We start from the raw sequence: 18,259 nt of genomic DNA on the forward strand, positions 1-18,259 counted from the left end.
CCCCTGCGGTCAGTTGCCCAAACGCGTGGTGAACGAGAACCGGTCCCCCCGGTAAAGCGTCCGCACCCGCTCCGTGGGCCGGCCGCCCGTGTCGTACGAGACCCGGTGGATGAGGAGCATCGGCAGGGCGGGCGGCGTGCCGATCAGAAGCGCCTCGCGCGGGGTGGCCAGCACGGTCTCGATGCGCTCGTCCGCGGACCCGAACTCGATCCCCAGCCGCTCGTGCACATACGTGTAGAAGGACGAGTCCGGATCGAAGTCGACGCCGAGGCGCGGCATCCGCGCCACGGCGACATAGGTGCTCTCCAGGCCGACGCGCTCGTCGTCGGCGAGCAGCACCCGCTCCATGTGCCACACGGGCTCGCCCCGCTCGATCTCGATCTCGTCGGCGAGGGCGGGCGGGCACGGGAAGCGGTCGAGGCCGATGAGCGTACGTCCCGGGCGGCGGCCCTGGCGGCGCACGCCCTCGGTGTAGCTGGCCATCGACAGCGGCTGCTCCAGCTTGGGACCGGCCACGACCGTCGCCCGGCCCTGGCGGCGCAGGCGCCCTTCGAGCAGCAGCTCGCGCAGCGCCTGGCGCACGGTCTCGCGCGCCACCTCGAAGCGCAGGGCCAGGTCCCGTTCGGTGGGCAGCGGCTCGCCCTCGCCCAGCTCGTCGAGGAGCGCGGAGACGTGGGCCTTGACCGCGTAGTACTTCGGGATGCGGCCGTGCTCGGGGATGCCGGCGCGTACGGGTGCGCCAGGTGCCTGGTCGTTCGGGTAATCCACCCAGGGATGTTCGCAGACATTTGTTAACGGGGTGTCGGGGGTGGTTGTTAATGGGTGCCGCGGGGGCGGTCGGGAGTGCGGTGCGGGCGGCGGGCGGCGTGGCCGGAATCCGCCGTCATCTGCGGTCGGTGCGCAGCCGCCGGGAGCCCGCCACGAGGGCCGCGCCGAGGAAGAGCAGGGCGCCGGAGGCGACGCCGAGTCCACGCAGGGAGCGCGACCCGGTCAGCGCGAGCTCGCTGGGCGAGAGGGGGCTTACGTCGGGTTCTTTGCCGGCGCCTGTGTCGGGGGCGGTGCGGGGGTCGGTGTCGGGTTCTTTGCCGGCGCCTGTGTCGGTGTCGGTGCCGGTGTCAGTGGTGGGGCCGGTGTCAGTGGTGGGGCCGGTGTCAGTGGTGGGGCCGGTGGTGTGGCTGGTCCCGTCGGGGGTCCGGCCGCTCGCGGTGCCACTGTCGTGGCCGGGCTCGCGCAGGCCCGCGTCAGGTTCGTCCCGCTGCTCGCCGGGGCGCCTCCCGGACTGCTCGCCGCCCTCGTCCTTGTCCTTGCGCTTGTCCTTGCGCTCCTTGTGCTTGCCCTTGTCGTCGGTGAGCGTGAACCGGTAGTCACCCGACTCCCCCACCCAGTCGCCGTCGTCGTCCCGGCGCTGCACGACGGCCGCGTTGGCGACGACGCTGTTCGGCCGGGCGTCGGAGGTGAACGTGAGCCGCGCCCGGACGGTGAGGGTCCTGCCCGGACCCACCCGGAAGCCGGGGAAGCCGTCATCGAAGACGCCGATGTTCTCGCCCCGGTCGGTCCGCTCGAACCGGACGGGGTGGCGGCGCTTGCCGTCCGAGAACTCCAGCCGGATCTGCCGCGTCTCCAGCGTCCGCTTCTCGTCGATGAGGACAAGGACGGGGTGGATGCCCGCGCACTCGGCGTCGGTCTCGTTGGTGAGGTCGAGGGACCAGGTCCGGGAGCCGCCCCCGGGGTGGTACGTCGTGGGGCCGCCGTGGATCCGGGTGCTGATCGGGAAGACGGCGGGGTGCCGGGCGACGCAGGTGGGCTCGCGCGGGACGGACCCGGCCCGGACCGGGTCGGCCGCGAGGGGGGAGCCGCCGGTCACCGCGGAGGTCAGAGCTACGGCGGTCAGGGCCACGGCGGTGACGGCGAGCGGGGTACGCAATCGCATGGTGAGCCTTCGCTGATCGCGGGGCGGGAAGGGTACGGCCGTCGCGACCGTCCCACGCGCGCCGCGCCCCGTACGGGACCAGCAGGGCCCCGTACGGCCCGATGCCCGAGCGATTCCCCTCGATCAGCTCAGATTTCTGTCATTCCGGTTGGCCGGTGCTTTCTGTCCTTCCGGTTGCCCGGGGAAGCGGCCGTGCGCCCGGCCGTACAGGGGTGCGAGAACCAATTGGGCGGCGCCCTCGACCACCACGCTCTGCGAACCTGGCGCGCGCAGGACCGGGACCTCCACCGTGCCGCCCCGCCGCGCCCGCTCGCCGAGGACCGCCCGAACCCCTTCGACGAAGCGCTCCTCGGCCGCCGCGACCGTGCGCCCGCCGAGGAGGACGAGGTCGATGTCGAGGAGGCCGACCATGTTCGCCGCGCCTTCGCCGAGCACGCGCGCGGCCTCGGCGAAAGAACCGGACGCGACCGCCGCGAGGCACAGCGCCTCGATGCAGCCGCGATTGCCGCAGCCGCAGAGCGGACCGTCCAGCTGGATCACCTGATGGCCGAATTCGCCCGCTCCGGTGTGCGGTCCGCGGTAGGGCGCGCCGCCCAGGACGAGTCCGGCGCCGAGCCCCGTACCGAGGTGGAGGTACGCGAACGAGTCTCCGCACCCGGCGAGCGCGAGGCCGAGCGCGGCCGCGTTGGTGTCCTTGTCCACGACCACGGGAAGCCCGAGCCGCCCCGCGAGCGCGTCCCGCAGCGGGAACCCGTCCCACTCGGGAAACCCGGTGACGCGGTGCAGCACACCGGAGGAGTGGTCGAGGGGCCCGGGCAGCGCGACACCTACGCCGAGGACGCGGGGGGTGGGGGCGTCGGGGTGTACGCCGGGGTCTTGCGCGTCGGGGTCTTGTGGGTTGGAGGCCTGCGCCTTGGGGGCCTGCCCGTCGAGGCCCTGTCCGTCGAGGCCCTGCCCGTCGAGCCCCTGTCCGTCGAGGCCCTGCCCGTCGAGCCCCTGTCCGTCGAGGCCCTGCCCGTCGAGCCCCTGTCCGTCGAGGCCCTGCGCGTCGGGATGCCCCGGGTCTTCGGCATGTGAGCCCCCCGCCGCCGCCACTTCCCTCAGCAGCGCCTCCACCTCGCTCGCCGCCGCCTCCACCACCGCGTCGCCGCCCGCGCCGAAGGCCAGCGGTGCGCGGCGTTCGGCGACGACCGTGCCCGCGAGGTCGACCAGGACCGCGGTCAGTTCGTCGCGGTCCAGGTGCAGCCCGACCGCGTATCCGGCGTCCGGCACGAGGCGCAGGACGGTGCGCGGCTTGCCGCCCGTCGAGGCGCGGCGGCCGGCCTCCGTCACCAGGCCCTGCTCCCGGAGGCGCGCCGTGATCTTGCTGACGCCCTGGGGGGTGAGCCCCGTGCGCTCGGCCAGTTCGAGCCTGCTGATGCCCTCGTCGCCCGCCGTGCGCAGCAGATCGAGTACGAGTGCGGCGTTATGGCCTCGCAGCACCGCCAGATTGACCCCGGAGTTAGCCCTGTTCACTCCCCCATTGTCCCCTCCGCTTGCACTTTGGCAACACCGTTGCTTAAGTGGATGCATGACTGAAGGCATGACATCAGGTACGGCTGGTACAGCAGGTACGGCAGCAGGTACGGCTGGGGCCACCGGCTCCCCTCTCCGCGTCGGTCTCGTCGGCTACGGACTGGCGGGCTCCGTCTTCCACGCCCCGCTGATCGCCGCGACCGACGGCCTCGTGCTCGACACGGTCGTCACCTCGAACCCGGAACGGCAGGCGCAGGCCCGCGCCTCCTTCGGTGACGGAATCCGCTTCGTGGCCACGCCCGACGAACTGTGGCCCCTGGCCGACGAGCTCGACCTGATCGTCATCGCCTCCCCGAACAAGACGCACGTACCGATCGCGACGGCCGCCCTCAAGGCAGGCCTCCCGGTCGTCGTCGACAAGCCGATCGCCGGCACCGCGGCCGAGGCGCGCGAGCTCGCGGCCCTCGCCGAGGAGCGCGGTCTGCTGCTCTCGGTCTTCCAGAACCGCCGCTGGGACAACGACTTCCTGACTCTGCAGGGCCTGATCGCGGACGGCGAGCTCGGTGACGTCTGGCGTTTCGAGTCGCGCTTCGAGCGCTGGCGGCCGCAGCCCAAGGGCGGCTGGCGCGAGTCCGGCGATCCGGAAGAGATCGGAGGTCTCCTCTACGATCTCGGCAGTCACGTCGTCGACCAGGCCCTGGTCCTGTTCGGCCCGGCCGTCTCGGTCTACGCGGAGTCGGACGTGCGGCGCGCGGGCGCGGCGGCCGACGACGACACGTTCATCGCGATCACGCACGCGAACGGCGTCCGCTCCCACCTGTACGTCTCCGCGACCGCGGCCCAGCTCGGCCCGCGCTTCCGCGTCCTCGGCTCGCAGGCCGGCTATGTGAAGTACGGCCTCGACCCGCAGGAGGCGGTGCTGCGCGAGGGCACGATCCCGGCGGCCGGCGAGCCCTGGGGCGTGGAGCCCGAGTCGATGTGGGGCCGGATCGGCTCCGGTGAATCCCCGCTGACCGGCGGCGGACGCCCCGTCGAGACGCTCCCCGGCGCCTACCCCGCGTACTACGCGGCCGTCGCCGCCGCCCTGCGCGGCACCGGCGAGAACCCGGTCACCGCCGAGCAGGCCGCGGCCGCGCTCGACGTCCTGGAGGCGGCCCGCCGCTCGGCCCGCGACGGTGTGACGGTGACGCTGTGAGCGCGCCGACGGCCGAGGAGATCGAGGAGCAGGAGCGCCGCCTGGTCCTGCCGAAGTTCGGTTACGAGGACGCCTGGGAGCTGGGCTCGCTGCTCGTCGAGCTGGCCAGGGAGCGTCAGGCTCCGGTGGCGATCGACATCACGCGCGGCGGCCAGCAGCTCTTCCACGCGGCGCTCCCGGGATCGACCCCGGACAACGACGCCTGGATCGCCCGCAAGCGCCGCGTCGTGGAGCGCTATGCCTGCTCGTCGCTGCTGGTCGGAACCCGTTTCCGGGCGAAGGGCACGACGTTCGAGGACTCGTCCAGGCTCGACCCGGACGTGTACGCGGCACACGGCGGCGCGTTCCCGCTCGCCGTCGAGGGCGCGGGAGTCATCGGAGCTGTGGTGGTCTCCGGCCTCCCCCAGCTTGAGGACCACGCACTGGTGGTCAAGGCCCTGGACCTCTTCGTCGCCGGGTGAGGTAAGCGCCCCTGAAAGGGGCGCGGGGAACTGCGCGCTCAGCCACAACGGACCGGCGGCCGACGAACGACCGCCACCCGATGGCCCCGCAGTTCCCCACCTGCCCCGGCGGAGCGCTTACGCGTCCTTGAGTTCCTGACGCTGGCGCCCCAGACCCTCGATCTCCAGCTCCACCACGTCCCCGGCCCGCAGATACGGCTTCGGCTCGGGCTGCCCCATCGCCACGCCCGCCGGCGTCCCCGTGTTGATCACATCGCCGGGGTACAGGGTCATGAACTGGCTGACGTACCGGACCACCTCGGCGACCGGGAAGATCTGGTCGGCCGTCGAGCCGTCCTGCTTCAGCTCGCCGTTCACCCACAGTTTCAGGTCGAGCGCCTGAGGGTCCGCGATCTCGTCCGCCGTCACGAGCCAGGGGCCGAGCGGGTTGAACGTCTCGCAGTTCTTGCCCTTGTCCCACGTGCCGCCGCGCTCGATCTGGAACTCGCGCTCGGACACGTCGTGCGCCACCGCGTATCCGGCGACGTGCGCGAGTGCCTCTTCGTGCGACTCCAGGTAGCGCGCCGTACGACCGATGACGATGGCCAGCTCGACCTCCCAGTCCGTCTTCACGGACTTGCGCGGTACGAGCACGGTGTCGTCGGGGCCGATGACCGTGTCCGCCGCCTTGAAGAAGACGACGGGCTCCGCCGGCGGCTGGGCGCCGGTCTCGGCGGCGTGGTCGTGGTAGTTCAGGCCGATGCACACGACCTTGCCGATCCGCGCGACCGGCGGGCCGACGCGCAGGCCGTCCGCGTCGAGCACGGGCAGCTCGCCGGACTCGGCGGCGGCCCGTACGCGCGCCAGCGCCGCGTCGTCGGCGAGCAGCGTCCCGTCGATGTCGGGGACGACTCCGCCCAGGTCACGCAGGACACCTTCGGCGTCGAGCAGGGCCGGGCGCTCCGCCCCCGCGGTACCGACTCGCAGCAGCTTCATGGTTGAGACTCCCTTGATCGAGGAGGGACCTCACGATGGGTGCAGCCATCGGAGGACTGGTCGATCGTCCAAGGTCCTCGTCCAGTCCGCAATACCTCGTTCACGGACTGGACCTTTACGCGGCAGTAGCAAGCACCGCGGCGGAGGGCATGTCGCGGTACAGGACGGCCCGCTCGACGGCGCTCCACGTCGTGCTCGTCACCACGTACAGGGCGGCCGCGAGCGGCACGAAGCCCACCGTGAACAGCGTCATGAACGACATCAGCGGCATGATCTTCGTCATCGAGGCCATGGCGCCCGCGCCCGGCGCCTGCGGCCCGTCCGCGGCAGCCGGCAGCACGGGCTGGGCCGCCATCTGACGCTTCGTACGCCGGTAATTGAAGGTCGCCACCGCCGCGACGATCGCGAACAGGACCAGATAGACGGCGCCCTGCGCGCCGAAGAGGCCGCCGTCCGCGAGCGCGTCCTTGAAGCGCCCGCCGAGCGGCGCGGCGCCGAGGGTGTGGCCGAGCAGGGCGTTGGGCTCGCCGCCGATGCTGCCGTTCGAGAACAGGTGGTAGAGCAGGAAGAAGGCGGGGAGCTGGAAGAGGCTCGGCAGGCAGCCGGACAGCGGCGAGACCTTCTCCTCCTTGTGCAGCTCCATGATCGCCTTCTGGAGCTTCTCGGGGTTCTTCTTGTGCTTCTTGCGCAGCTCGGCGATGCGCGGCTGGAGCTTGGCGCGCTGGCGCTGCCCGCGGGCCGAGGCCCGGGACAGGGGGTGGACGAGAAGGCGTACGAACGCGGTGAACAGGACGATCGCCGCCGCGGTCGCCGAGGCGTGGAAGATCGGGTCGAGCAGGTCGGCGATGTGCTCGACCAGGCTGGCGAAGACAGACATGAACGTCGACATGGGTGAGCCCTCCGGGGGTCCCGTCGTGCCGGAATCGGAAGACCGCCGGGAAGGGCGGCCGATCGGCGTGACGGCCCGTAGGGGGACTGCGGTCCCCTTGGGGGACTGCGGGTGGAGCGGGTGGAGCGGGTCCCCTACGCGGCCGTCAGGAGGAGACGGCCGGGTGCTCGGGGGCGACTGCGCCCTCGGGCGTCGGGATCGCGCTGCGGCAGGAACGCGGTGCGTTGCTCACGGTCGCGCATCGCTGTGCGGACCCGGGTGGGGGGCACGGCGGGGGCGCTGCGCGCGGCGAGCAGGGAGCAGACGGCGAGCGCGGAGCCCGCGGCGGCGGTCGCGGCGAGCGCGACGGCGGCGGTGAGGCTGCCGGTGTCGACGAGAACGGTCTCGACGAGGAGGAACAGGAGCAGGGCGGCGGGCCGCAGGGCCGTGCCCCAGGTGCGCGTCATGTCCGGCGTCCCTCCTTCCTTCCCGTATCTCGCGTTGTGGCGTTCTGCCCGTTATACAGGATGCGCCCCGATCGGATGAAGGGGCGCCTTCTCGGCCACCCGCTCACCGGGGCCGCATCGACCGCAGCTTCCCCCACACCGCGAGCCGGTACTTGGACGTGTACTCGGGGGTGCAGGTGGTGAGCGTGATGTAGTACCCCGGCTCGCTGTACCCGGCGCCCCGCACGACGCCGCTGCGCGGCACGCTCGCGATGACGCCGCCGTCGCGCGCGGAGGTCTGCGCGAGGCTCTTGTCGACGACGTACGTGTACACAGCGCCGCGCGTACGGACCTGGACCTCGTCGCCCTTGCGCAGCCGGGTGATGTACCGGAAGGGCTCCCCGTGGGTGTTGCGGTGCCCGGCGAGCGCGAAGTTCCCGGCGCGGCCGGGCTGGGCCGTGCCCGGATAGTGACCGACGTAGCCCTTGTTGAGGACGTTCTGCTTCCCGACACCCTCGGCGACAGGGACGGTGAGGCCGAGGCGGGGGATGGTGAGGACGGCGTAGGCCTGGTCCCAGCGGGGCGTTTCCCGGGAAGTGGAGGTGGAGGTGGAGTCGGCGGATGTACGGCCCCCGGACCCGCCACCGTCCCCCTCGCCAGACGAGCCGGCTGGGGTGTCGTCACCGGCCTGATCCGAGGCGCTGTCCTGGCCTCCGTCGCCCTGCCCGTCCGTGGGCGTGGCCGCCCACTCACGCTCCAGCGCCTGCACCTTGCGCTCGGCGCCGGCCCGGGCCTCGCGATTCGTCCACCACAGCTGATGGACGACGAGAAGGAGAAGGACGACCCCGAGGGTGACGGTGACCTCGGCGCCGGTCCACAGGGTGCGGCGCAGGGTCGAGAGGCGCCGCCCCGCGGGCGCACGGCGCCCCGCGCGCAGGATCGAGAGACGGCGGCCGGGCGCACGGCGTCCCGCGCGCGGCCCCTGCCGCACGACGACCGGCTGACGTTCCCGTTCCCGGTCTCGGTCTCGGTCCGGATCCCATTCCCGGTCCCGTCGCCACTCCCGCTTCCGCTGCCGCTGCCGCACGGCCGCAAGATAGGCCCTGCCTCCGTAACTCACCAGTGAACTGACCGGCCGACTGCCTACGGGATCGGCCGGCCGACCGGCCCCGCACCCGGCCACTCCCCCACCCCGGCCGTCCGACCGGCCGGCCCTTAAGCTCGCGCCCCATGGGTCCCCTCTGGCTGCTCGCGCTGATCCCCTTCATCTCAGGCGTCGCCCTGGCCACCTCGCAGGTGCTGCAACTCGTCACCGAGACGCTCCGGCGCAGCACCGGCACGGTGGTCGACGCGATCGTGACGGGCCATGTCGCGTCGAACGAGGCGTCGTACGCGGTACTGCATCCGGTGGTCAGCTGGACGGCGCCCGACGGCACGGCACACGAACAGGCGCTCCCCGACGAGGTGGGCGCCCACGCGCTCCCCGAGGGCCGCCGCGTACGCGTCCGCTTCGACCCGGCGCACCCCGCTCTCGCGGCCCTGGACACCGACGGCCGCTACCGCTCGTGCGTGGCCTGGCTGTGGGCGGGGACGGTCCTGTGGGCGGGCACGCTGGCCGTGGTGGTCGGGCGCATGGCGTACGTATTGAACGAAAGCAACGGCTACGCGAGCGGGTGGTGACCTGGCGCCGGTGACGGTGGTCGGCAGTACGGTGTCACCCATGCGCCCCGACACGCCTGCTACGCCCGCCGAGCCTGTAGACCCTGTCAACCACATCGCCGAAGCCGAGCGCCTGGAGCGCATCGCCGGCCTGTACCCGGAGGACGCGGAGCAGCTGCTCCTCCAGGCCGCGGCGCACTACGAACTGGCGGACGCCCGCCAACGCGCGGCCTCGCTGTACGACGGCCTCATTGCCGGACCGCCGTCCGAGCTGGAGCAGCCGCATCTGGTGAAGGCCCTGATGGCCGCGAACCTGTGGGAGTACGGCCACGAGGCGGAGGCCCGCGCGATCATCGCGGGCATCCGGACGGCGGCCCCGCGGGACCCTGCCGCGTACGTGATCGTGGCGGAGTCCCTGGAGTCGCACGACGAACTCGAAGCGGCGCACGAGTCCTTCACGGAGGCCCTGACGCTGCTCCTGCCGGAGGCGGAGCGCGCGAACCCGCCGTACGAGACGCACCCGCTCCTCCTGGGCCGCCACCGCGTACGCCGCCTGATCGGTGCGGAGCACGACGACTGGGACGCGCTCGCGGACCTCGTCCACAAGGCGGCGGTGTCCCTGGACGAACTCCACGACCCGAACCGGACGTGGGCGCTCGGCTCGAACAACCCGGCGGAGCTGAAGGCCGAAATCATGCGCCTGCGCGCAGAGTTGGGCACGTACCGGCAGGCCCTGTCCCGCCCGTTCCCGGTGGCGGTACTGCACTGGCCGTCGACGGAGCTGACGGAACTACTGGCCGCGTACCCGACCCTGTCCACCGAATACCCGTCCCACGAGGAGCACTTGGCGACCATAGAGTCCTCCCTCCGCGAACTCGCGGCATCGGGCACCCCGAACCTGGGCATCGTCACGGGCACGGTCCCGTCGTACGAGGCGTTCGCGGCGTCGGAGTCCTCGCCCCCCACAGATGCGTCGCTGCTACCGCAGTACGCCACGACGCTGGCGGCCCGAGGCCGCGCGATCCCGTGGCCGCCGGAGCGGGGGGCGGAGTGCTGGTGCGGGTCGGGGTCGGCTTACGGGGAGTGTCATGGGGTGGAGGAGAGCTGACCTGACGGCGGGCTGAGGGGAGTTGGGCGGTCCGGATACTCGCGAAGGCAGGCGGACCCGGCGCCGTGGGGCCCTGTTCGGCGCGATCCGCGAGCCTCGCCATGTGGCCGCCGCGATGCGTCTGGCGGGCGCCACGTCTCTGACCGGGAACGCGACGGTCGAGGAGAACGTCCGACCGCGCCGAGGTACGTTGGTGCTGTACCCCGTGATGGAATCCGAACCCCGGATCGCGTCCGCCGGTCGGTCGATCCGCGTGACCTCGTGATGGCGTTCGCCTTCGTCGCCCCGACTTCGACGGCGACCGGCGGCCGTCCTCTGGTGCGGTTCCGAGCCGTCGACTCGGGCAGGAACGAAGCTGCGATCATCGATCGTGAAGACCCACATGCGTGAGGCACGACAGCTGTGACCGAGATGAAGCCCTCCTCCCCCGACGTATCGGCTCGCATGAGCAAGCAGGCCAGCAAGGACACCGGTGCCGAGCTGGCGGTCCGGCGACTGCTGCACGCGGCGGGGCTGCGGTACCGCGTGGAGTACCCGGTGCCGGGGATGGCCCGTCGTCGGATCGACGTGGCCTTCACCCGCACCAAGGTCGCCGTGCTGATCGACGGCTGCTTCTGGCACGGCTGTCCGCAGCACGCGACGCAGCCCAAAGTCAACGCGGGGTGGTGGCGCCAGAAACTGGACAGGAACATGGCGCGGGACCGGGAGACCACCGAGCACCTGACGGCAGCGGGTTGGACCGTACTGCGGTTCTGGGAGCACGAGGACCCGGAGGACGTGGCGGCGCAGATCAGAGCCGTCGTACTGCGGAGCAGCGATCGATGAGCAGAGGGACGGGGAACATGGGCGGGCTGACCTTGGTAGATGTCTGCGTAGGAGCAGGCGGTCTCGCGCTCGGCCTGGAGCAAGCCGGATTCGAACCTCGCCTTCTGCTCGACGACGACAAGCGCGCCGTCGCCACCCTCACGGCCAATCGGCCGCACTGGAACGTGGTGCTCGAAGATCTCCTGGACTTCGACCCGAGCGAGCACCCCGAGAGCTATGACGTGGATCTGCTCTCCGCGGGGCTCCCCCGGGTGAAGTCGAGTGCGACGGTCAGCCGCCCGGATTCCGGCGAAGAAGAGCGGCTGCTGCGGGCCACCATCTTTCTGGCCCATGCGATCAAGCCGCGGGCGGTACTCATCGACAATGTCCCCGGTCTTGCGCACTCGGACGACTACCAGCCGTTCAGGGACTTCGCTCGCGCCGAACTGGCGCACCTCGGTTATGAGTTCAGCTGGTTCGTCGTGGACGCCGTCGACTTCGGGGTCCCGCAGAACCGCAGGTCGGGCGTGCTCGTCGCCGTCGAGCGAGGCCACGGCAATTCGTTCCGTCCTCCGGTTCCCACGGTGGACGAGCCGACGACCGTCGGCGCCGCCCTGCGACATTCGATGAGCGCCCGGGGCTGGCCGGACGCAGCGCGCTGGGCCGCGCATGCCGACCGGCCTGCGCCGACTCTCGTGGGAGGTTCCAAGAACCGCGGCGGCGCCGACCTGGGGCCGACGGGCTCCAAGAAGAAGTGGGCGACCATGGGCGTCAACGGGCACACCCTGGGCGACCAGGTACCCGGCGAGGACTTCGTCTGGGATCCCGAGCGGGGTCGGGATCACATGGTGAAGATCACCCCTGAGCAGGCGGCGATCCTTCAGGGCTTCCCCGAATCGTGGGAGTTCAGCGGTCCCAAGACGCCTCGCTATCGCCAGATCGGACACGCACTGCCGCCGCCCGTCGGGCGGGCCCTGGGACGGGCCGTGGCGGAAGCGCTCAAGAGGGATTCAGCATGTCGCGCAGCCGGCTAGAATTCAGCACCATGACCAGCACGGCACCCCACAAGTCCATTCTCGACGCGCCGTTCGTCTTGGACTTGTTCGCTGGTCCTGGAGGACTTGACGTCGCCGCGCACGCGCTCGACATTCCGAGCCTCGGCATCGAATGGGACAAAAGCGCGTGTTTGACCCGATATACCGCCGGCCTCGACACCTTGCATGCGGACGTGAGTGCCGTACGCAGGGAGCAATTCGAGTCACTGCCGCCCGAAATCAACATTCTCGCCGGGGGCCCGCCGTGCCAGACGTACTCGGTGGCCGGTAGCGGCGTCGGCCGGAAGGCCCTGGACGAGGTGAAGGGCTACATCGACCGCCTGATGCACGGCGACTCGGACCAGGACATCGACAAGGCGCTGAGCAACCTCAGCGACCCCCGTACCGCCCTGGTCCTGGAACCGCTCCGGTATGCGATCCAGGCCACCCGGAGCCCGAACCGTTCGCACCGGCCGTACGACGTCATCGTGCTGGAACAGGTTCCGGCGGTCAAAGCGCTCTGGCAGCAGTACGCGAAGGTGCTGCAGAAGCAGGGCCTGCCTGACGGCACTCGGTACGAGGTCAGCGTCGGCGTCCTGGGCACCGAGCTCTACGGTGTGCCCCAGACGCGAAAGCGCGCGGTGCTCATCGCCCGGCGCGTCGGGCTGGGCAGGCCTTCCCTTCCTCCTCCCACGCACCGGGCGTACGAGCCCAGGAAGTGGAACCACGACTCGGTGCCGGTGGTCGAGGAAGCCGAGGTGGAGGTGCGACAGGAGACGCTCGACGGCGACTCGATGACTCCCGCCGAGCTGCAGGCATGGAGATCGATGGGTGACGCACTCGGCGAACCGGCCGGTTCGCATCCCGGTCGCCCCACGCCGTTCATCGTGCGCTCCAACTACGGAAGCTCCGGCAACCCCGGGCGGCGCGGTGTGCGCACCGACCGGCAGCCGGCGACCACCGTGACCGGACGTATCTCTCGCTTCGTGGTCTTCCAGCACCTGAACGAGGACATCGTCCACGAGGGCGATCGGTTCAGCATGAACGAGGCAGGCATGCTGCAGAGCTTCCCGCCCGACTACCCCTGGTCCGGCGCGGCCCAGGCCCAGCAGGTCGGCAACGCGGTCCCGCCGCTGTTCGGCGCCCACATGTTGAGCGCCGCCCTGGGGCTTCCGACGCCCTCGGCCTCGCTCATGGACAAGCCATGGACCGCGGCCACTGAAGAGCAGCGGGCCAAGCGGCGGCTCCACGGCTGCGGTGCTCCCGACGACTGCACCGACAGGTGCCCTCGCTCCGACGACAAGGCACCGCGTCGCTCGACCCCACCGTCGACGAACCCACCGAAGCGAGTGCCCGCGTCGGCGGGGCTTGTGGTGCCGCAGTACGCCCTGTGAGCGTGCCGCGGCACCTTCAGTCGGCGTTCTTCCGGCCCCTGACAGGCGCGGTCTCGAACAGTTCCGCGAAGTATTTGGTGAGGTCAGCCACGGACTCCTCGGGCACGGGATCCTCATCCGGCCCCTCCGGCAGCAGGTGACGGTCGACCGGTGGCGCCCATTCGGCCTCGCCGATCCAGCGGCGCAGCGGCTCGGGGTCGCGGGGTTCGTCCGGGGCGAAGGCATCGTAGACGACTGTCGCGCCGGCCGCGTTGATCGCGACGCTCAGGCCGTCGATCTCCCTGCCCGTGGTGACGGTTCCGCTCTGCAGGAGCCGAACCAGGGCCTGGGCTGTCGGACGATGGTCGACCAGCTCCTTGCGCAGGACGCTGTGGATGAGGTCCTGGTTGCCGCAAGCCGTCTCGACGGGCGCGTAGTCGGGCCCGTTCCTGAAGAGTTCCGCCGCCCACCACAGCCGTGAGAAGCACTGTCGGTCCGGCGAGCCTCGGAAGCGTTCGGCGGGGACCCGCGGCACTTTCCTCTTCGCGGTCGCCTCCGACAGGTGCCGCCACACCACGTAGTCGGGGGCCACAGCCACGGCGATGTGGTTCCACAGACGCTTGTCGGCGGCTTCGCGGCGTGTCAACCGGAGCGTGGCGTGGAGCCGCGGGGCCAGCCAGGCGTCGGCGCGAGCCCGTTCGTCATCGAACGCGTACATGGCATCCACCACCAAGCCCCGAATCGGCTCCGTGGACCATCTGGCATCGTCCTCGGCGAGCGGCTCGACGACCTTGGCGAGGTCGATCCCACCGTGCACCTCCTCGCCCCTCAGTAGTCCCTCGGTGAGGAACGGGTCGGCGGCGGAGGTGTCGAGCAGCCCGAGACGATCGGGCACGTGGTTCGGTTTGTTGATCACGTCGCGCTCTCTCGGTTCATCTGTTCCAGCCGCCGGATGGCGTGGCTCAGTGCCTTCGTGGTGTCGGAGCGGCGCACCGCCGCGTAGTGGATACGGGTCTGCAGTTCGGCCCAGCCGGAGTCACCGGTGCGACGGCGGTGGACCTGGCGCAGGGCGTCCTCGACGTGCAGGCCGGGGATCACGTCGGGAAGCATCTCCCGCAGCACCTCGCCCTTCCAGTCGGTGGGGAACACCGGGTCCCCCCCGTCGAGTTCCAGGTCTCCGAGGGCGCTGTGGAAGACCGCGCTCCAGACATCGGTGGCCATCTGCGAGATCAGCAGGTCGCTGACTTTGCTCTCGACACCGGAACCGACGCTGTCCAGCAGGCCGAGGAATCCGTCGACGTCCGTGTTCACGAAGACCGTGGGAAGGCGCGCCGAGGTGTCGACGATCCATGGGACATCGGCGTAGGCGCGCAACCATTCCCGTGCGCTCGTCCTGAACGGCGCTTTCTGGACGCTGAGTCGGAGCTCACTGACCGGGTCGTCGGACAGCGTGTCGACGATCCAGTTCGCGCTGCTCTCTGTGATCACGCGGCCCGGCATCTCGTCGACGGTGCCGACAGCAAAGGCTGACAGGGACGCTCTCCCCGCGTGGTCGTCCCGGAGCATGTCCACCGTGCCGGACCAGTCCCGGCCGTCCTCCGTGTCACGCGTCAGCTCGACACAGGTGCGCACGTTGGTCTCGCCGTCGGTCAGCACGGCGAGAACACGGAGTTCGGACCAGGGTGCGTCTTCCGCGTCCGCCCCGGGCGGCATCGTCGCGGAGACCCGGAGGCCGGCGCTCACCCAGCTGTCGTGACCGGCTGTGCCAAGCGCGACCGCCCGTTGCGCAGTGGAAAAGGCACTGGCCTCCAGCGGGTCCCGCGTACCGTCGGTGAGCTTGAGCGACACCGCCGTCACCCGGAGGGAGATCGGCCGGTTGAGCCGCGTGTACGGGTAGACCTTCACGCGTCCTCCCCCTTGCCGGTGCGGAGTTCGACGACCAGGCGGCTGAGCGCCGTCCGGACGGGGTGGCTGGTGACGTCAGTGGCACCGCGGAACGTGGCTCGGCGGGCGCCGGGGGCGAAGCGCAGGGTGCCGTCGACCACCTCGCAACCCTCGATTCCCTCCAGCTCAGCCCACCGCAGGTTGGGACGGCCGCCGGACCGTACGTCGAGCTGAGCGATCGGCGCCATGGGCGTGATCTCGTCGCCGCGAGGAATGGTCACCTGGGCAGTGATCCTCCAGTCTCCCCCGTCGCCGATCTCCGCATCCAGCGTGTCCAGTACGGGCACGACAGGTCCGCTCGGCGCCTTGGCCTTGGGCTTCGCCTTCACGGTCAGCGCCTTCCGCAGAGCCGCACCGCCCTCCGTACTGCCGCGTTTGGGTCGCGCGACGAGATCTTTGACGGCCCGATTGACCTCGGTGGTGAGCGCGTTGATCCGTCGGTACGCAGCCGGGGACCACCTCAGGGTCAGCTCGTCGGTCTGTCCCCAGCCGTCGTGCTCGGGGGGTTCCGCGGCACGCAGGAAGTCTTCGGCCTCGCGGGTGAAGGCGGCTGTCTCGCCGGCGGCCTCTCCGAGCAGGAGCACCGCTTGGAAGGGGTTGACCCCGAGTGGTAGCCCTGGGACCCCGGACCGCTTGACGGTCATCCGGTTTCCGCGCAGGGAGTGGACCTGATTCTTGCCGCCGTGGTCGTTCTCCTCCGCGTCGGTGAGCAGGAGGACACCTTGGTGAGTGCCGAGCGATCCTCGGGCGCCGCCGGACAGTGGCAGCTTGAGCGGGATCTGCCGCATCGCGACCTGCCCCGCCTCGGTGAGCTTCTCCACGGTGGCGCCGTCGTAGTGCGCCTTCAGCGCGCGGGTGCGGGCCGGCTGCTCAGCGGAGGGGTCGATCTGCTCCTCGGGCACGACGACTTCGCCGTTTCGCATGGTCCGCACGAAGACTTCGAGCAGGGGAAGCCTTCCACCACCACCCGTCATCGCCGCCCAGAAGTCCCGGCCGAGAGCCTCCACCAACCGGACATGCATGCGCTCGATGTTGCGCGGGTCCGTGCCCTCGTCGTCGGCTTCGTCGATGTCGTCGTCGGTCCCGGAGGTCGACGCGTCCAGACTGGCTACGTCGTGAGCGCCGACGACGAGGAACGAGGTGCCGGGTTCATCGCTCTCGCGGGTCAGGTGCAGCCGCTTCACCTCCGCTTCGTCGGCCCACCAGGAGCGGGCCACCGCCGCGCCCGGGGTGTCCGGGTCGGGGCGCCCCAGCCAGGCAGGACCGGCATAGGGTACGCCGTCGATCTCACGCCACGGCAGTTCGAGTCGCCCGATGACCCGGCGCTCGGTACGGCCCTCATGCGCAGCCGACAGAGTGGAGTTGATGAGTACGAGGCCGAGCGCACTGGTGGCCCACAGGGTCGCCTTGCCCAGGCCGTACGAACCTCCCGCACCGGGGCCGGACTTGAGGCTCTCCAGCTGACGTCGTACGACGGCGGCGAACTTGCCGTCGCCGTAGTCGTCACCGGTGAGCCCGGAGGCGTTGTAGTCGTCGATCCGGAGCAGGACCAGCCGCCCTTGCTCGTACATGTCCCGGACACCCGAGTCCACTACGCGGCCGACCTTCTGGTTCCCGGACGCGTCGGAGACGGCCGAGTAGTGCGGGAACAGGTCGTTCCAGAGGATGGCGTCGCGGAAGTCGTCCAGTGCGTCGCCGGTCAGCTCGTGGAGGGTGTAGCGGACACGGACCGGCCGGCCGTTCTCACGCAGGCGCTCGTCGAGGCTGTTCTGGCAGGTCTCGCGGGCGAGCACCTGCACGTCGGCGTCGAAGGCGAACGCGGCCGCGTTGCCCAAGTCCCGGCCGCCGTCCGGGTATCCAGGACGGTGGTACCAGGTGACCGGCAGGCCGGACTGCGTGTCGGTGGTGCGGGTGTGCACCGTGCCGATGTCCGTGCCGAGCGCCCTCGCGATGTCTGTCATGACCGTCGGACGCGGGGTCGACCTACCGGTGATCCAGGCGGAGACCGCAGCTCGGGTGAGCTTGAGTTCGTCCGCCAGCTCCGCCTGCGACTTCCCCGCGAACTTGAGCTGTCGAGCCAACCAGGGCCCGAACTCCTCGCCTATCTCCATGCTCCGCTACTCCTCGCTCGGGCCCCCGGCCAGACCGCATGTGACCGGATGGTCCCGCAGCGTAATTTGACACCACAGCCAACGTCAACTGCCAGTTGACCAGGGCTCTTTCGCGATTCCCCCTTGAAGGCTCAGCCCACTTGTCCAGATTTCCCCCTTTTCCGTCGACCCGTACCGCTCCAAAAATCGGAAGCGTCAGTTCCGTACCACCCCCTCAACTCATCGAATCTCAGGGCGAATTGAAGGTTGCGCGCCGACCCCCCGCACCGCTACCTTCGACGGCGATGCAGTGCATCTCGCTCGGCCAAACCTCCAACAAGAGGCGGCGTGCGGCATAGGGAGAGGTGTATCCACACACCGACGACCAAGACGTCCGCAGAATCATTTCCCCGAATCGGGGGGATCCACCGGCAAGTCGACCGCAACCCCTGGTCGACTGGTGTTCCTCGACCCTCGGGCAGAAATCTGCCCACAGCAGATGACTCATGCCTGAAATCACTTCGACGCCGCCCCAAAGAAAGAGGCGATACGTTTCATGATCGACCCGAGCGACGAAAATTTCATCCTCTCCTCCCGGGAGCTCAGCGCCATCGAGCTGGACATCCTGATGGAGGGCAGCAAGGCAGAGGCGAAGAAGGTCCTCGATCTCCACGAGCTGTCCGAGGATTCCCTCCCGCACCACCAGCCCGACCTGGCAGAGACGATCCAGAGCCTCCCCGATGACCTGCATGCCCCCGCCGAGGGGAACGAGGGTTGTTCGGAGGACTGGCCTGACGCGCCCTCCAGGGACATCTGACGCCGTTCCCCTGGAGGGCGCGTCAGTCGAGCCCTCCCCC

At 70.5% G+C, this 18,259-nt stretch carries 18 protein-coding genes; 8 read left to right on the forward strand and 10 right to left on the reverse strand.

Annotated features, from left to right (window positions below; all coding sequences use genetic code 11):
- Positions 1 to 9: 9 nt before the first annotated feature.
- From AC07EJ_RS24760 to AC07EJ_RS24770, 3 genes are all read right to left on the reverse strand, one after another.
- On the reverse strand, positions 10 to 768 hold the full coding sequence (locus AC07EJ_RS24760; RefSeq protein WP_389477042.1) for a GntR family transcriptional regulator: 759 nt from the start codon (positions 766 to 768) through the stop codon (positions 10 to 12).
- Positions 769 to 883: 115 nt separating this feature from the next.
- Positions 884 to 1,930 (reverse strand): hypothetical protein, encoded by a 1,047-nt coding sequence (locus AC07EJ_RS24765; protein WP_478884947.1) that lies wholly within the window; start codon positions 1,928 to 1,930, stop codon positions 884 to 886.
- A gap of 123 nt (positions 1,931 to 2,053) precedes the next feature.
- Positions 2,054 to 3,445: an ROK family transcriptional regulator gene (locus tag AC07EJ_RS24770; RefSeq protein ID WP_478884948.1), complete on the reverse strand. Its 1,392-nt coding sequence runs from the start codon at positions 3,443 to 3,445 to the stop codon at positions 2,054 to 2,056.
- 67 nt (positions 3,446 to 3,512) lie between these two features.
- On the opposite strand from AC07EJ_RS24770, the gene AC07EJ_RS24775 reads away from it, so the two are divergent.
- Together AC07EJ_RS24775 and AC07EJ_RS24780 are read left to right on the forward strand one after the other, a co-directional pair.
- Positions 3,513 to 4,640 carry a Gfo/Idh/MocA family oxidoreductase gene (locus AC07EJ_RS24775; protein WP_478884997.1) on the forward strand — a complete coding sequence of 376 codons (1,128 nt, stop codon included), beginning with the start codon at positions 3,513 to 3,515 and terminating at the stop codon, positions 4,638 to 4,640.
- The gene (locus AC07EJ_RS24780) at positions 4,637 to 5,101 is read left to right on the forward strand and encodes a heme-degrading domain-containing protein (RefSeq protein ID WP_389477036.1); all 465 of its coding nucleotides are present in this window, start codon (positions 4,637 to 4,639) and stop codon (positions 5,099 to 5,101) included. Before AC07EJ_RS24775 ends, AC07EJ_RS24780 begins: the two co-directional genes overlap by 4 nt.
- Positions 5,102 to 5,218: 117 nt before the next feature.
- On the opposite strand, the gene AC07EJ_RS24785 is transcribed toward AC07EJ_RS24780, so the two are convergent.
- The 4 genes from AC07EJ_RS24785 to AC07EJ_RS24800 form a co-directional block, all read right to left on the reverse strand.
- Positions 5,219 to 6,076, reverse strand: coding sequence for a fumarylacetoacetate hydrolase family protein (locus AC07EJ_RS24785; RefSeq protein ID WP_389477034.1), 858 nt, complete (start codon positions 6,074 to 6,076; stop codon positions 5,219 to 5,221).
- A 115-nt stretch (positions 6,077 to 6,191) separates the two neighbouring features.
- Positions 6,192 to 6,965, reverse strand: a complete 774-nt coding sequence (locus tag AC07EJ_RS24790; RefSeq protein WP_389477032.1) for a YidC/Oxa1 family membrane protein insertase — start codon at positions 6,963 to 6,965, stop codon at positions 6,192 to 6,194.
- Positions 6,966 to 7,099: 134 nt separating this feature from the next.
- The gene (locus tag AC07EJ_RS24795; RefSeq protein WP_389477030.1) at positions 7,100 to 7,411 is read right to left on the reverse strand and encodes a DUF6412 domain-containing protein; all 312 of its coding nucleotides are present in this window, start codon (positions 7,409 to 7,411) and stop codon (positions 7,100 to 7,102) included.
- 103 nt (positions 7,412 to 7,514) lie between these two features.
- Positions 7,515 to 8,330 carry a class E sortase gene (locus AC07EJ_RS24800; protein WP_478884998.1) on the reverse strand — a complete coding sequence of 272 codons (816 nt, stop codon included), beginning with the start codon at positions 8,328 to 8,330 and terminating at the stop codon, positions 7,515 to 7,517.
- A 290-nt stretch (positions 8,331 to 8,620) separates the two neighbouring features.
- On the opposite strand from AC07EJ_RS24800, the gene AC07EJ_RS24805 reads away from it, so the two are divergent.
- The 5 genes from AC07EJ_RS24805 (at position 8,621) to AC07EJ_RS24825 (ending at position 13,389) form a co-directional block, all read left to right on the forward strand.
- Positions 8,621 to 9,070: a DUF3592 domain-containing protein gene (locus tag AC07EJ_RS24805; protein ID WP_478884949.1), complete on the forward strand. Its 450-nt coding sequence runs from the start codon at positions 8,621 to 8,623 to the stop codon at positions 9,068 to 9,070.
- 40 nt (positions 9,071 to 9,110) lie between these two features.
- Positions 9,111 to 10,157, forward strand: coding sequence for an SEC-C domain-containing protein (locus tag AC07EJ_RS24810; RefSeq protein ID WP_478884950.1), 1,047 nt, complete (start codon positions 9,111 to 9,113; stop codon positions 10,155 to 10,157).
- Positions 10,158 to 10,601: 444 nt separating this feature from the next.
- Positions 10,602 to 10,982: a very short patch repair endonuclease gene (locus AC07EJ_RS24815; protein WP_393582150.1), complete on the forward strand. Its 381-nt coding sequence runs from the start codon at positions 10,602 to 10,604 to the stop codon at positions 10,980 to 10,982.
- Positions 10,983 to 10,999: 17 nt separating this feature from the next.
- Complete coding sequence (locus AC07EJ_RS24820; RefSeq protein WP_393582251.1) at positions 11,000 to 11,995, forward strand: DNA cytosine methyltransferase; 996 nt, start codon at positions 11,000 to 11,002, stop codon at positions 11,993 to 11,995.
- An 11-nt stretch (positions 11,996 to 12,006) separates the two neighbouring features.
- Positions 12,007 to 13,389, forward strand: a complete 1,383-nt coding sequence (locus AC07EJ_RS24825) for a DNA cytosine methyltransferase (RefSeq protein WP_393582252.1) — start codon at positions 12,007 to 12,009, stop codon at positions 13,387 to 13,389.
- A gap of 16 nt (positions 13,390 to 13,405) precedes the next feature.
- Here the strand turns inward: AC07EJ_RS24825 and AC07EJ_RS24830 are convergent, their stop codons facing one another.
- The 3 genes from AC07EJ_RS24830 to AC07EJ_RS24840 are packed head-to-tail and all read right to left on the reverse strand — an operon-like array spanning position 13,406 to position 17,423.
- Positions 13,406 to 14,284 carry a DUF6339 family protein gene (locus AC07EJ_RS24830; RefSeq protein WP_478884951.1) on the reverse strand — a complete coding sequence of 293 codons (879 nt, stop codon included), beginning with the start codon at positions 14,282 to 14,284 and terminating at the stop codon, positions 13,406 to 13,408.
- Complete coding sequence (locus tag AC07EJ_RS24835) at positions 14,281 to 15,273, reverse strand: hypothetical protein (RefSeq protein ID WP_393582152.1); 993 nt, start codon at positions 15,271 to 15,273, stop codon at positions 14,281 to 14,283. Before AC07EJ_RS24835 ends, AC07EJ_RS24830 begins: the two co-directional genes overlap by 4 nt.
- Positions 15,270 to 17,423: a helix-turn-helix transcriptional regulator gene (locus tag AC07EJ_RS24840; RefSeq protein WP_393582153.1), complete on the reverse strand. Its 2,154-nt coding sequence runs from the start codon at positions 17,421 to 17,423 to the stop codon at positions 15,270 to 15,272. The genes AC07EJ_RS24835 and AC07EJ_RS24840 overlap by 4 nt, the downstream gene beginning before the upstream one ends.
- A gap of 535 nt (positions 17,424 to 17,958) precedes the next feature.
- Here AC07EJ_RS24840 and AC07EJ_RS24845 point away from each other — a divergent pair.
- Positions 17,959 to 18,219: a hypothetical protein gene (locus tag AC07EJ_RS24845; protein WP_393582154.1), complete on the forward strand. Its 261-nt coding sequence runs from the start codon at positions 17,959 to 17,961 to the stop codon at positions 18,217 to 18,219.
- Positions 18,220 to 18,259 lie beyond the last annotated feature (40 nt).

Source organism: Streptomyces sp. NPDC045026, assembly GCF_056432625.1.